Origin of the sequence: Streptomyces durmitorensis (assembly GCF_023498005.1) — a bacterium.
GTDB classification, from domain to species: Bacteria; Actinomycetota; Actinomycetes; order Streptomycetales; family Streptomycetaceae; genus Streptomyces; species Streptomyces durmitorensis.
In genome coordinates this window covers 8,421,282-8,434,674 of record NZ_CP097289.1, presented here as the reverse complement: position 1 = coordinate 8,434,674, position 13,393 = coordinate 8,421,282, and the positions used below count along the sequence as shown (strand labels likewise).

Below are 13,393 nucleotides of genomic sequence, written 5' to 3'. Positions count from 1 at the left end.
ATCGGCGGCCGGGCGGCGCCGACCGCCGCCGGAAGCCTCCGCCGCCCGGCCCTCCGGTGCCTGTGCCGGTCAGGCGCCGCGGGCCTGCTCGAAGCGGGCGCGGCCCTCGGCCAGTTCGACGATCGGGTCGGGGTAGTCGACGCCCGCGCGGTCCAGGCCCTCGAGCTTCCACGGCTCGTGGACGCACCGGTCCGGGACGTCGGCGAGTTCGGGCAGCCAGCGGCGTACGTAGCTGCCGCCCGGGTCGAAGCGCTTGCCCTGGATCACGGGGTTGAGGACACGGTTGGGCCGGGTGTCCGTCCCGGTGCCCGCCGCCCACTGCCAGTTCATCTGGTTGTTGGCGACGTCGCCGTCCACCAGGAGGCTCAGGAAATGCCGGGCGCCCACGCGCCAGTCGACGTAGAGGGTCTTGGTGAGGAAGCTCGCCACCACCATCCGTCCCCGGTTGTGCATCCAGCCCTCGTGCCGCAGCTGGCGCATCGCCGCGTCCACGAAGGGGTAGCCGGTGCGCCCTTCGAGCCAGGCGGTGGTCTCCTTCTCGTTCGTGCGCCACCGGTCACCGCGCGAGCGGTAGTCCCGGGCCGCCGCGTCGGGACGGGCCGCGAGGACCTGGTGGTGGAAGTCCCGCCAGGCCAGCTGCCGGATGAACGCCTGCGCCCCCGACGAACCCTCACGGGATGCCTCGCGGATGACCTCGGCCGCCGACAGGGTGCCGAAGTGGAGGTGGGGCGAGAGGCGCGACGTGGCATCTCCCGCGATGTCGTCGTGGCCGTCCTCGTACCCCGCGACGCCGCCGGACAGCCAGGACCGCAGCCGCCGGCGTCCGGCGTCCTCACCCCCGGCGTCGAGTCCCGGCGAGACGCCGCCGATCTCGCTGCGCGGCAGCACCTGCTCCGACGTCACGTCGGCGACCCGCACCGTGCGCGGAGCGGCCAGGACATCCCGTACGCCCGCTGCCGCCCAGCGCCGGAAGTACGGGGTGAACACGGCGTAGTGGTCGTTGCCCGCGGGGAGCAGCTCCCCCGGTGCGACCGCCGTGACCACCGCGTCGTGCACGACCAGGCGGCAGTCGGTGTCGCCCAGCGCGGCCCGCAGCCGCTCCTCGCGCCGCGTCGCGTACCGGCTCACCCCTGCCGCGACGTGCACCCGCGTCGCGCCGGTCTCCCGCGCCACCCGGTGGACCTGGTCGACGACGTCACCGCTGCGGACCACGAGGCGACCGCCGCGCTTGCGCAGCCCCGCGTCCAGGTCCGCCAGGCAGTCGGCGAGAAAGGCCAGCCGGTTGGGGACGGCGAATCCCGTGGACCGCAGCCCCTCGTCGTACACGAACAGGGGGACGATCCGGTCCGCCTCGCGCTGCGCGGCGCGCAGCGCCGGGTTGTCGTGCAGCCGGAGATCGGAGGTGAACAGGACGATCGAGACAGTCACTTTCTGCGGCTCCTCATGTTCATGTTCTGCGGCCCCTCAGGCCGTGGGGAAGTTCATCAGGGCCACCGGGTCGGACGTCGGCTCATCGGAGCCGCCCGCCGGTTCCACGGTGATGCCGATGCCGGATGCCTTGTCCACCGGGCCGTCGAGCAGCACCGCTTCGGTACTGCGGCCCGGATTCATCAGACCGGCCGAGCGCATCGTTCCGTCGTCGTTGAACCACAGTTGATAGACCTTGCCCGAGGGCGGCTCGGGCATCTTGGCCGCCACGAACGCGGCCTGGTTGAGGCTCTTGGCCACCACGACCGTGCCGGTCGCACCGTCGGTGAGCCGGCCGGTGGACGCCTTGGCGTCCGGCGCCGCGAGCACCTGGGCCAGCTGCTCGGCCTGTTGCCGCGCCTGTTCGGCACGCTCGCCCGCCTCGTCGGCCCGCTGGTTCTGCCATACGGCGACCCCGCCGAACCCGGCGGCCAGGGCCAGACACGCGGCGAGGGCGAAGCGGGACAGCTGTCGCCCGCGGCTCGTGCCACCGGTGGTCCTCGCCGGTGTGGGCGTGTGCGGCGGCAGCTGGCGGACGGTGGCGATCCGCCGCAGCACGTCGGCCTTCATCTGCGCCGGCGGGGCGGCCGACACGGCACGGGCCAACCGCCCTGCCGTCGCGGCAAGTTCGCTCACCTCCTGGGCACAGGCCTCGCACTCCTGCAGGTGCAGCTCGAACTCCGTGCGCTCCTCGTCGGTGAGGGCGTGCAGGACGTACGCACCCGTCAGCGTGTGCAGATCGGCGGCGCTCATGCGCTCACCCCCAGGCAGTCGCGCAGCCGGATCAGGCCGTCGCGCAGGCGGGTCTTGACCGTCCCCAGGGGCACCGAGAGGAGCTCGCCGACCTCCCGGTAGGTCAGCCCCCGGTAGTAGGCGAGGGTCACCGACTGCCGCTGCAGCTCGGTCAGGTTGCGCAGGCAGCGGCGCACCTGTTCGCGCTCCAGGCGGTTCTCCACCTGCTCGCTCACCTCGTCGAAGGCGGGCGTGCGTTCGAGCAGCGCCGCCTTGTGGTCGCGCTCCGCCGACGCCTGCACGGACCGCACGCGGTCCACCGCTCTGCGGTGCGCCATCGTAAGGACCCAGTTCATGACACTCCCCCGCTCCTGCCGGTAGCGCGCGGCCGTACGCCACACCTCCACCAGCACCTCCTGGGCGACCTCCTCGGACTGGGCCGGGTCGCGCAGCACCGTGCGCACGAGCCCCAGGACGGGAGAGCAGACCGCGTCGTACAGCGAGGCGAACGCCTGCTGGTCGCCGCGGGCCACCCGGCTCAGCAGTTCGGGCAGATCGGGTCCTGCGGAGGGAGCTCCGCTGATGTGCGCTACTTCGTTCACCCGGTGATCCTCCTGGACGCTGGTCGCCTTCAGAGGTGATTCGGAGCCGGTGCGCCGCGGGATTGCCCGCGGGTCACGATTTCTTCGTGGTCCCGGCGGTGCGCTGTTCGGCCGTACGTGTGATGTTGCGGGCCATGCCGCCGAAGACGAGGGCGTGGAACGGCGAGACGCTCCACCAGTACGCATGCCCCAGAAGTCCGTGGGGATGGAAAAGAGCCCGCTGCCGGTAGCGCGTGCGGCCCTTCTCGTCCTGTTCCGCGTACATCTCGAGCCAGGCGAGACCAGGCAGCCGCATCTCGGCCCGCAGCCGCAGCAGCCGTCCCGGTTCGATCTCCTCGACCCGCCAGAAGTCCAGCGGGTCCCCCACCCGCAGCCGCTGGGCGTCACGGCGGCCGCGCCGCAGTCCGACCCCGCCGACGAGCCGGTCGAGCCAGCCGCGCACCGCCCAGGCCAGCGGGAAGGAGTACCAGCCGTTGTCGCCCCCCACGCCCTCCACCACGCGCCACAGGGCCTGTGGCGAGGCGTCGACGGTCTGTTCCCGACGGTCGGTGTAGAGGCTGCCGCCCGACCAGTCGGGGTCGGTGGGCAGCGGGTCGCTGGGGGCGCCGGGTACCGATGCGGACGACCACCGGGTGGTGACCTGGGCGTCCTTCACGCGCTTGAGGGCCAGGGCGAGCGCCGTGTCGAAGCTGATCGGGATGCCGGGCTCGTCGGGAACGTACCGGGCGATGTCGTGCTCGTGGCAGACGACCTCGTGGCGCAGGGATTCGGCGAGGGGACGGGCGATCGACGCCGGTACGGGGGTGATCAGGCCGACCCAGTGGCTGGAGAGGCGCGGGGTCAGCATGGGGACCGGCACGATGAGGCGGTGGGGCAGCTTCGCCACGGTCGCGTACCGGCTCATCATGTCGCGGTAGGTGACGACGTCGGGCCCGCCGATGTCGAAGGCGCAGTTGACGTCGTCGGGCATGGTGGCGCTGCCCACGAGGTAGCGCAGGACGTCGCGCACGGCGATGGGCTGGATCCGGGTGCGCACCCAGCTCGGGGTGACCATGACCGGCAGGCGCTCGGTGAGGTAGCGCAGCATCTCGAAGGACGCGGAGCCGGAACCGATGATCACGGCGGCCCGGAGCACGGTGGTCGGTACGCCGGACTCCAGGAGGATCCGGCCCACCTCGGCCCGTGACCGCAGATGCGGCGACAGGTCCTTCTCCGGGATGCCCTCGGGGGTGAGCCCGCCCAGGTACACGATGCGCCGCACGCCCGCGGCGCGGGCCTGCTCGGCGAAGATCCGGGCCGTGGTGCGGTCCGTCTTCTCGAAGCCGGATCCGGTGCCGAGCGCGTGGATGAGGTAGTACGCGACGTCGATGTCCCGCATGGCGTCGGCGACCGACTCGGCGTCGGACGCGTCGCCCCGCACCACCTCGGCCCGCCCTGCCCAGGGGTAGTCGCGCAGCTTCTCCGGCGAGCGGGCGAGGCACCGCACCCGGTGCCCCGCGTCGAGCAGCTCGGGCACGAGCCGCCCGCCGATGTAACCGGTCGCCCCGGTCACCAGGCAGCGCAGCCCCTGCGCACCTCCGCCGCTGTCCATCGGCACCTCCGGTCTCGGGTGACGTCCTCGGGTCCACCCTCTCCCGGGTACCGCCTCTCGCGCGCGGTCAGCGCGAAGGTGGCCGGGCGGTGCTCTGCCGCAGGACGAGCCGGGTGGGCACCAGCGTGGTGCCGCGCTCCGGCGTGCTCTGCTGCATCTGGCGCAGGACCCCCTCGACGCAGCGGCGCCCCACCTCGGCGAAGTCCTGGTGGACGGTCGTCAGGGGTGGCTGGAAGGAGCCGGACTCGGGGATGTCGTCGAAGCCGATGACGCTGACGTCCTCGGGCACCTTGCGGCCGCGCTCGTGCAGGGCGCGCAGCAGGCCGAGGGCCATCTGGTCGTTGGCGGCGAACACCGCCGTGCAGTCCGGCCGGTCGGCGATGCCGAGACCGGCCCGGTAGCCGGACTCCGCCGACCAGTCGCCGCGCACGAGCGGCGGCGGGACGCGTCCGGCCTCCTCCAGCGTGGCCCGCCAGGCGTCGGCGCGGCGTTGGGCGGCATAGGAGTCCTCGGGTCCCGCGAGGTGCCATACGGTCCGATGGCCGAGGTCGAGCAGGTGCTTGACGGCGTCGCGGGTGCCGCCCGCCTGGTCGGTGTCGACCACGGTGTAGCGGTCGCCCGCGTCCGAGTCGGCCACGACGACCTGGACATGGGGCGGCAGGGAGAGGGCCGCCGCGTCGAGCAGGTGCACTTCCATGATGACGATGACGGCGTCGACGGCGAGCTCCCCGAGGCGGGAGAAGGCGCCCCGCACCTCGTCCTGGGTGGGGACGGCGACGGGGAGCAGGGTGACGGCGTACCCCTCCTGCGCGGCGGAGGTGGCGATCGCGTCGATGGTGCGTACGTTGCCCGTGGTGGAGAGGGTGAAGGTGATCAGGCCGATCGTGCGGAACTCGCCGCGCTTGAGGGCGCGGGCCGCGCTGTTGGGCCGGTAGCCGAGCTCCTTCATGGCGGCGAGCACCTGCTGCCGGGTCTCCTCGGTGACGCCCGTATACCCGTTGGAGACACGGGAGACGGTCTGCGAGGAGACGCCGGCGAGACGGGCCACGTCGGCCATGGACGCGCTCTGCCCGCGGCGCGCGGTCCGTTCGCCCGGGATGCCGCTCGCCGAGGTGCTTTCGGTTGCTTCCACTGTCTCCCTCGCCGTTGTTCTCAGTCTTCTCGGCCGACCCTTGACCGTCGCCATCGGGGCAGTGTAGACATTCCGCCACTGAATGTTTACGTAAACATAACATCCTGCGGCACTCGGCTCATCCCCTTGTCACGCCGTGATGTTTACGCAAACATCGCGGCACGTGACGACGCCGGCTCCGAGAAGGACGAGCGAGGAACGACATGACGACGCTTCACCTGCGGGGGGCCGCGGAGCGACCTCCCGCCCCACCACCGTCACCACGGAACCGCCGTTCCTGGACGGGCTGGGGCTTCATCGGCCCCTTCGTGGCGGTCTTCGCCCTGGTCTTCCTGGCCCCCCTCGCCTACTCGGTCTACCTCAGCCTCTTCCGTGACCAACTCATCGGCGGCACCACCTTCGTGGGCCTCGACAACTACCAACAGGCCCTGAGCGACGACCAGTTCTGGGCGTCCCTGGGACGGGTCTCGCTGTTCCTCGCGGTCCAGGTCCCGATCATGCTGGGCATCGCCCTGCTCGTGGCCCTCGCCCTGGACAGCGGCCGCCTGTACGGCAAGGACTTCTTCCGGATCTCGGTCTTCCTGCCCTACGCCGTGCCCGCCGTGGTCGCCTCGCTGATGTGGGGCTTCATGTACGGCACCCGCTTCGGGCTCGTGGGCGACATCAACGACGCCCTGGGCGTCTCGCTGCCCGACCCGCTCTCGCCCTCCCTGGTCCTCGCGTCCATCGGCAACATCGTCACCTGGGAGTTCGTGGGCTACAACATGCTGATCTTCTACTCCGCGCTCCGCGTCGTCCCGCACTCCCTGTACGAGGCCGCGGAGATCGACGGCGCCGGTCAGCTCCGCGTCATCACGGCCATCAAACTCCCCGCGATCCGCGGCGCCCTGGTCATCGCGACGATCTTCTCGATCATCGGCAGCTTCCAGCTGTTCAACGAGCCGAGCATCCTGCAGAACCTCGCGCCCAACGCCATCACCACCGACTACACCCCGAACCTCCTCACGTACTCGCTGTCCTTCTCCGGTCAGCAGCAGAACTACTCCGCCACGGTCGCCATCGTCATGGGCCTGATCACCATGGTCATCGCCTACGTCGTCCAGCTGCGCGGCATGCGCAAGGGAGCGTGACCCGATGACCGGACCGAGCAGCCCCGTCACCACCGCCTCCCCGACGATCCCGGCGCCCGCCCGCGCGCCGGGCACCCCTCCCCGCCTGCGCACACCCCGCGTCCGCACGCCCCGGCGGCACACCGCGGGCCGGCCCCGGCGCAGCGTCCTGCTCACCGTGCTCACCGGCCTCGTCCTGCTCTACAGCCTGATACCGCTGCTGTGGCTGGTCGTCAGCGCCACCAAGACCCAGGAAGGGCTCGCCGGTTCGTTCGGCCTGTGGTTCGGCGGGGACTTCGCCCTGTGGGACAACATCAGCGCGACGTTCACGTACAACGACGGCGTCTTCACCCGCTGGTTCCTGAACACCCTTCTGTACGTCGTCGTCGGGGCCGGGGGCGCCACCTTCCTCGCGGTGCTCGGCGGCTACGCCCTCGCGAAGTTCGACTTCCTCGGCAAGCGCGCGGTCTTCGCCGTCGTCATCGGCGCCGTCGCCGTGCCCGGTACGGCTCTGGCGGTGCCCACCTTCCTGATGTTCAGCAAGATGGGCCTGACCGACACCCCCTGGGCGGTCCTGATCCCCTCGCTCATCTCGCCCTTCGGGCTCTATCTGATGTGGGTCTTCGCCACCGAGGCCATCCCCACCGAGCTGATGGAGGCCGCCCGCATCGACGGGGCGAGCGAGCTGCGCACCTTCTTCCAGGTCGCCCTGCCGCTGCTCGCGCCCGGGACCGTGACCGTCCTGCTCTTCACGATGGTCGCGACCTGGAACAACTACTTCCTGCCGCTGATCATGCTCAAGGACCCGGACTGGTACCCGCTGACCCTGGGCCTCAAGAGCTGGAACGCCCAGGCCTCGACAGCGGGCGGCGATCCCGTCTTCCACCTGGTGATCACCGGCTCGCTGATCACCGTCCTGCCGCTGATCGCCGCGTTCCTGCTGCTCCAGAGGTACTGGCAGTCCGGACTCGCCGCCGGAAGCGTCAAGGAGTAGCACCCGCACGCCAGTTGACCCCCGTTCCACCACCCCCTGCCGGACCACGGAGAAGTGGAAGCATCGCCATGCCCCAGAACACCCGCCGCCTGCTGCGCGGCATAGGTCTCGTCTGCGCCCTCGCCCTGGGCGCGACCGCCTGCGGCGGCTCCGACGACGACGGATCCGGCCAGAAGCAGGTCTCGGCCGCGGACATCAAGGCGGCCCTGAAGAAGGGCGGCAAGGTCAAGGTGTGGGCGTGGGAGCCCACCCTCAAGAAGGTGGTCACCGACTTCGAGAAGGAACACCCCGCCGTCGACGTCGAGTTGGTGAACGCAGGCACCAACAAGGACCAGTACACGGCCCTGCAGAACGCGATCTCGGCGAAGAAGGGCGTCCCCGACGTCGCGCAGGTCGAGTACTACGCGCTGAGCCAGTACGCCCTGACCAAGTCCATCACCGACCTGACGCCCTTCGGTGCGGACAGGCTCAAGGACTCCTACTCGCCGGGCCCGTGGAACGCGGTGAAGTCCGGTGACGGCGTCTACGCCCTGCCGATGGACTCCGGCCCCATGGCCCTCTTCTACAACAAGAAGGTCTTCGACAAGCACAAGATCAAGGTGCCGACGACCTGGGACGAGTACCTCCAGGCCGCCCGCAAGCTGCACAAGGCCGACCCCAAGGCGTACATCACCAGCGACACCGGAGAGGCGGGTCTGACCACCAGCCTGCTGTGGCAGGCGGGTTCGCGCCCCTACAAGGTCGACGGCACCAAGGTGGGCATCGACTTCTCCGACAAGGGCGCCCGGACCTACACCGAGACCTGGCAGAAGCTGATCGACGAGAAGCTGGTCGCGCAGATCAACCCGTGGACCGACGAGTGGTACAAGGCGTTCGGCGACGGCACCATCGCGACGCTGCCCACCGGCGCCTGGATGCCCGCCAACTTCGCCTCCGGCGTGAAGGAGGCCGCCGGCGACTGGCGCGCGGCGCCGCTGCCGCAGTGGACCGCGGGCGCCGAGGCGAGCGCCGAGAACGGCGGCAGCTCCCTGGCCCTGCCGGAGCTCGGCAAGAACAAGGAACTCGCGTACGCCTTCGTCGAGTACGCCAACTCCGGCAAGGGCGTGCAGACCCGCATCTCGGAGGGCGCCTTCCCCGCGACCACCAAGGACCTGAAGTCCAAGGCGTTCCAGGACACCGAGTTCCCCTACTTCGGCGGCCAGAAGGCCAACAAGGTCTTCGCCGAGTCCGCGGCGAACGTCGCCGACGACTGGAAGTACCTGCCCTACCAGGTGTACGCCAACTCGGTCTTCAACGACACCGCGGGCAAGGCCTACGTCTCGGGCACTCCCCTGTCCGAGGGCCTGAAGTCCTGGCAGGACGCCTCCGTCAAGTACGGCACCGAGCAGGGCTTCAGCGTCCAGAAGTGACGCGGCCGACCGCACCGCACGGCTCGAACAATCCCGAGCACCACACCGGAAGGACCACCATGCCCCCCACCCTCCCGTCCCGGCTCCTGCGCGGACCGGACGGTGACGCCACTGACCGTCTCGCGTACGGCGCCGACTACAACCCCGAGCAGTGGCCGCGCGCCGTCTGGGAGGAGGACGTCCGGCTGATGCGCGAGGCCGGCGTCAACATCGTCTCCGTGGGGATCTTCTCCTGGGCCCGCATCCAACCGGCCAAGGACACCTGGGACTTCGCGTGGCTCGACGAGGTCATGGACCTGCTGCACGCGGGCGGCATCGGGGTCGACCTGGCCACCGCCACCGCGTCCCCGCCGCCCTGGCTCACCGCGGCGCACCTGGAGATCCTTCCGGTGACCGCCGCCGGTGAGACGGTGTGGCCGGGGGCGCGGCAGCACTGGCGGCCCACCTCGCCCGTCTTCCGCGAGCACGCGCTGCGCCTGGTGCGCGAGATGGCCCTGCGCTACGCCGACCACCCGGCCCTGGTGGCCTGGCACGTCTCGAACGAGCTGGGCTGCCACAACATCTACGACTACTCCGACGACGCGGCCCGCGCCTTCCGTGACTGGCTGCGCGCCCGGTACACCACCCTCGACGGCCTCAACCACGCCTGGGGAACGGCTTTTTGGGCGCAGCGCTACAGCGACTGGGAGCAGATCCTGCCGCCGCGTCTCGCGGCGTCGCACCCCAACCCCACCCAGCAGCTGGACTTCAAGCGGTTCTCGTCGGACGCGCTGAAGGACCATTTGCGGGCGGAGCGGGACGTCCTGCGCGCGCTCACACCGGAGGTGCCCGTCACCACGAACTTCATGGTGATGGGTGGCACCAAGGGCATGGACTACGCCGACTGGGCGGGCGAGATCGACTTCGTCTCGAACGACCACTACGTCGTGCCGGGGCCGCAGGCCAGGGACGAACTGTCCTTCTCCGCCAGCCTCACCAGCTCCCTCGCGGGCCACCGCCCGTGGTTCCTCATGGAGCACTCCACCAGTGCCGTGAATTGGCAGCCCGTCAACCTGGCCAAGCGCGAGGGCGACCTGGCCCGCGACTCCCTGCTGCACGTCGCGCACGGCGCCGACGCCGTGTGCTTCTTCCAGTGGCGCCAGTCGGCGGCAGGGGCCGAGAAGTACCACTCGGCGATGGTGCCGCACGCCGGAGCCGACAGTGATCTTTTCCGTGCGGTGACCGGTCTGGGGCGGACGCTCAAGGCGCTGGCGCCCGTCGCGGGTTCCGTGCGCGAACCGGCGCGTGTGGCCGTCCTCTTCGACTGGGACTCGTGGTGGGCCAGCGAGCAGGACTCGCATCCCACCTCCCGGCTCGACTACCACCAGGAGGCCCTGGACTGGTACTCCGCGCTCCTGGCGCTCGGCATCCGCGCCGACGTGGTCACCAAGCGGACCGAACTCGCCCCGTACGACGTCCTGATCGCGCCCGTGCTGCACGTGGTCCCCGAGGCGCTGGCCAAGGACCTCACGCGCTATGCCGAGGGCGGCGGCCATCTGATCACGACCTACTTCTCCGGCATCGTCGACGAGAACGACCACATCTGGCTCGGCGGCTATCCAGGAGCGCTGCGTGATCTGCTCGGCATCCGCGTCGAGGAGTTCGGGCCGCTGCTCGACGACGACGCGGTCGAGCTGGACAACGCCACCACGGGCACGGTCTGGACCGACCGGATCACCGTCACGGGACCGGAGGTGGAGATCCTCGCCCGGTACCGCACCGGCGCGTACGCCGAGCGGCCCGCCGTCACCCGCCGGGCGGCGGGGCGGGGTTCGGCGGCGTACGTCTCCACCCGGCTCGGCACGGACGGCCTCGCCACCCTGCTGCCGCGGCTCCTCGCGGGCGCGGGTGTCGAGAGCGAACTGCCCGCCCCCGCACGGGGACGCGTCGAGCTGGCCGTACGCCGTGATACCGAAAGCCGCTACCTGTTCCTGGTCAACCGGACGGACGGCACCGTGCCCCTGCCCGGACTGACCGGAGACGTCCTCGTAGGCGGAACCCGGGACGCCGACGGCGGGCTCGTCCTGCCGCCCAGGGGCGTCGCGGTCCTGCGCCAGACCAACCCCTGACACCTCCACCCCCTCCTGTACAGCGCCACCCGTCCCAGAGCCGTGCCGTCCTGCCCGTGTGCAGGGCGACACGGCTCCGCAGCGCACCCTGAGTTGGGAGCACACGTTGGCACCCCGCACCCGCACGAGAACCCGCACGAGGCGGCTCCTCGGCATCGTCGGCATCACCGCCCTGGCCACCGGGGCGGCCCTGGTCACCGCCCCGCCGCAGTCGGCCGCCGCGGCATCCGACGCCGTCACCGTCCGGCCCGATCCCTCCTACCAGCACGAGAAGTTCGAGGGCTGGGGCACGAGCCTGGTCTGGTTCGCCAACGCCACCGGCGACTATCCCCAGGAGATACGCGAGAAGCTGGCCGGGCTCCTCTTCGGCGACGACGGCCTGGCCCTGAACATCGCCCGCTACAACATCGGAGGCGGCAACGCCCCCGACGTCAAGGACTATCTGCGCCCCGGGGGCGCGGTCGAGGGCTGGTGGAAGGCCCCGGCGGGCACCACCCGCGAGGACACCGACTGGTGGAGCGCCACGGACCCGGCCGCCTGGAACCCGAAGGCCGACGCCACCCAGCGCTGGTGGGTCGACCGGATCAAGGACGACGTCGACCACTGGGAGACGTTCAGCAACTCGCCGCCGTGGTTCATGACCGAGAGCGGTTATGTCTCGGGCGGCTTCGACGCGAGCGACGACCAGCTCAAGACCGAGTCCGTCGACGACTTCGCCTCCTACCTGGTGGGCGCGACCGAGCGTCTTGAGAAGTCCCACGGCATCAAGGTCGACACCCTCGATCCGTTCAACGAACCGAACACGGACTACTGGGGCACCCGCCTGGGAGCGGACGGCGAGCCGGTCGGCGGCCGCCAGGAGGGAGCCCATATCGGCCCCGAGCTCCAGCAGAAGGTGATCCGCGCCCTCGACCCGGCCCTCAAGAAGTCCGGGACCGGAGCGAAGATCTCCGCGATGGACGAGACCAACCCCACCACCTTCACGCGGAACTGGAACTCCTACCCCCAGGAGGTCAGGGACGCCGTCAGCCAGATGAACGTCCACACCTACGGCACCGAAGGACGCACCAGCGTCCGCGACTTGGCCAAGGCGGCGGACAAGCCGCTGTGGATGAGCGAGGTCGAGGGCGACTGGGGCGACGGCCAGGACTTCGACGACATGCGGCCGGGCCTCGGCATGGCCCAGCGGATGGTCGACGACCTGCGTGAACTGGAGCCGAAGGCCTGGGTGTTCTGGCAGCCTGTGGAGGACTACGACAACATGAAGCCCGGCGGCGAGTCCGCCAAGGGCGGCAACTGGGGCAGCATCCAGCTGCCGTTCAGCTGCACCTCCAAGGACACCCTGGAGACCTGCCCCATCCGTACGAACACGAAGTTCGACACGGCCCGCAACTTCACCCACTTCATCAAGCCCGGCGACCGGCTCGTCAAGGTCGACGACACGTCGAGCGCCGCCGCCGTGTCCCGGAAGGGCGACGCGGCGACGGTCGTCCACGTCAACAGCACGGCGGCCGAGCGCACGGTCACGGTCGACCTGTCCAAGTTCGGCCGCGTGCGCGGCGCGGCCACCGTCACCCCCGTGGTGACCAGCGCCGAGGGCAAGCTCGAACGGCACGACGCCATCGACGTCAGCGGCAAGAAGGCCACTTTCACGGTGCCCGCACAGTCGGTTACCTCCTTCCTCGTCAAGGGAGTCTCCGGTGTCGCGAAGGACGCCGCCCCGCTGCAGAAGGACCACACGTACGAACTGACCGGCGTCCAGAGCGGCAAGGAACTCACCGTCGCCGACAACGGCACCGGCCTCGTCATCAAGACCGCCGCGGACACGGCAGGCCAGCGGTGGCGGCTGCGGCAGATCAGCGGTGACCCCGGAAATCAGCGGCGGTACGTGTTCGCCGACGCGGCGCAAGGAAGGCGGCTGGCCGTCCGTGACGGCGCGCCGGTGGCCGAGCCCGACACCGGTCCCCGCGACAAGGCCGCCCAGTGGATCATGTCCACCACGGGTGACGGCACATGGACCCTGGTCAACGCGGCCACGGGCCGACTCCTGGAGGTCGGCGGCCAGGCCACGCACGACGGAGCCGCCGTCACGACGTGGAGACCGAACTCCGGGCCCAACCAGCGCTGGAAGGTGACCGAGCGGTAACCCTGCCCTCGTCGGCACTCCTCACCAGGCATCATCACGCAACGCAATCGCTTGACATGCACTGGGTTACTGCCCATGCCACGATGAGAAAACCAATCCGCCC

At 70.5% G+C, this 13,393-nt stretch carries 10 protein-coding genes; 5 read left to right on the top strand and 5 right to left on the bottom strand.

The annotated features are described in order from the left end of the window. Window positions 1-69 precede the first annotated feature (69 nt). The 5 genes from M4V62_RS37750 to M4V62_RS37730 all read right to left on the bottom strand — a co-directional run bounded on the left by M4V62_RS37750 (window position 70) and on the right by M4V62_RS37730 (window position 5,449). Window positions 70-1,428: a cryptochrome/photolyase family protein gene (locus tag M4V62_RS37750; protein ID WP_249591683.1), complete on the bottom strand. Its 1,359-nt coding sequence runs from the start codon at window positions 1,426-1,428 to the stop codon at window positions 70-72. A gap of 36 nt (window positions 1,429-1,464) precedes the next feature. After that, window positions 1,465-2,220 (bottom strand): anti-sigma factor, encoded by a 756-nt coding sequence (locus M4V62_RS37745; RefSeq protein WP_249591682.1) that lies wholly within the window; start codon window positions 2,218-2,220, stop codon window positions 1,465-1,467. Next, the gene (locus M4V62_RS37740) at window positions 2,217-2,801 is read right to left on the bottom strand and encodes a sigma-70 family RNA polymerase sigma factor (RefSeq protein WP_249591681.1); all 585 of its coding nucleotides are present in this window, start codon (window positions 2,799-2,801) and stop codon (window positions 2,217-2,219) included. The genes M4V62_RS37745 and M4V62_RS37740 overlap by 4 nt, the downstream gene beginning before the upstream one ends. Before the next feature lie 73 nt (window positions 2,802-2,874). Then, entirely contained in the window at window positions 2,875-4,392 is a 1,518-nt protein-coding gene (locus tag M4V62_RS37735) for an SDR family oxidoreductase (RefSeq protein ID WP_249591680.1), read from the bottom strand. A 67-nt stretch (window positions 4,393-4,459) separates the two neighbouring features. Continuing rightward, window positions 4,460-5,449, bottom strand: coding sequence for a LacI family DNA-binding transcriptional regulator (locus M4V62_RS37730; protein WP_249593176.1), 990 nt, complete (start codon window positions 5,447-5,449; stop codon window positions 4,460-4,462). Between the two features lie 278 nt (window positions 5,450-5,727). Between M4V62_RS37730 and M4V62_RS37725 the strand changes: the two genes are divergently transcribed. From M4V62_RS37725 to M4V62_RS37705, 5 genes are all read left to right on the top strand, one after another. Then, complete coding sequence (locus tag M4V62_RS37725) at window positions 5,728-6,654, top strand: carbohydrate ABC transporter permease (protein ID WP_249591679.1); 927 nt, start codon at window positions 5,728-5,730, stop codon at window positions 6,652-6,654. 4 nt (window positions 6,655-6,658) lie between these two features. Continuing rightward, on the top strand, window positions 6,659-7,627 hold the full coding sequence (locus tag M4V62_RS37720; protein ID WP_249591678.1) for a carbohydrate ABC transporter permease: 969 nt from the start codon (window positions 6,659-6,661) through the stop codon (window positions 7,625-7,627). A gap of 68 nt (window positions 7,628-7,695) precedes the next feature. Further along, window positions 7,696-9,036, top strand: a complete 1,341-nt coding sequence (locus tag M4V62_RS37715; RefSeq protein WP_249591677.1) for an ABC transporter substrate-binding protein — start codon at window positions 7,696-7,698, stop codon at window positions 9,034-9,036. A 59-nt stretch (window positions 9,037-9,095) separates the two neighbouring features. Continuing rightward, window positions 9,096-11,144 (top strand): beta-galactosidase, encoded by a 2,049-nt coding sequence (locus tag M4V62_RS37710; RefSeq protein WP_249591676.1) that lies wholly within the window; start codon window positions 9,096-9,098, stop codon window positions 11,142-11,144. Window positions 11,145-11,250: 106 nt separating this feature from the next. Further along, entirely contained in the window at window positions 11,251-13,290 is a 2,040-nt protein-coding gene (locus tag M4V62_RS37705; RefSeq protein ID WP_249591675.1) for an RICIN domain-containing protein, read from the top strand. Window positions 13,291-13,393: the final 103 nt, after the last annotated feature.

Bases quoted from the DNA above. Each gene is read 5' to 3' on its own strand.
- M4V62_RS37730 (WP_249593176.1), bottom strand. From the start codon at position 5,449: ATGGCCGACGTGGCCCGTCTCGCCGGCGTCTCCTCGCAGACCGTCTCC.
- M4V62_RS37710 (WP_249591676.1), top strand. From the start codon at position 9,096: ATGCCCCCCACCCTCCCGTCCCGGCTCCTGCGCGGACCGGACGGTGAC.
- M4V62_RS37720 (WP_249591678.1), top strand. From the start codon at position 6,659: ATGACCGGACCGAGCAGCCCCGTCACCACCGCCTCCCCGACGATCCCG.
- M4V62_RS37725 (WP_249591679.1), top strand. From the start codon at position 5,728: ATGACGACGCTTCACCTGCGGGGGGCCGCGGAGCGACCTCCCGCCCCA.
- M4V62_RS37735 (WP_249591680.1), bottom strand. From the start codon at position 4,392: ATGGACAGCGGCGGAGGTGCGCAGGGGCTGCGCTGCCTGGTGACCGGG.
- M4V62_RS37745 (WP_249591682.1), bottom strand. From the start codon at position 2,220: ATGAGCGCCGCCGATCTGCACACGCTGACGGGTGCGTACGTCCTGCAC.
- M4V62_RS37715 (WP_249591677.1), top strand. From the start codon at position 7,696: ATGCCCCAGAACACCCGCCGCCTGCTGCGCGGCATAGGTCTCGTCTGC.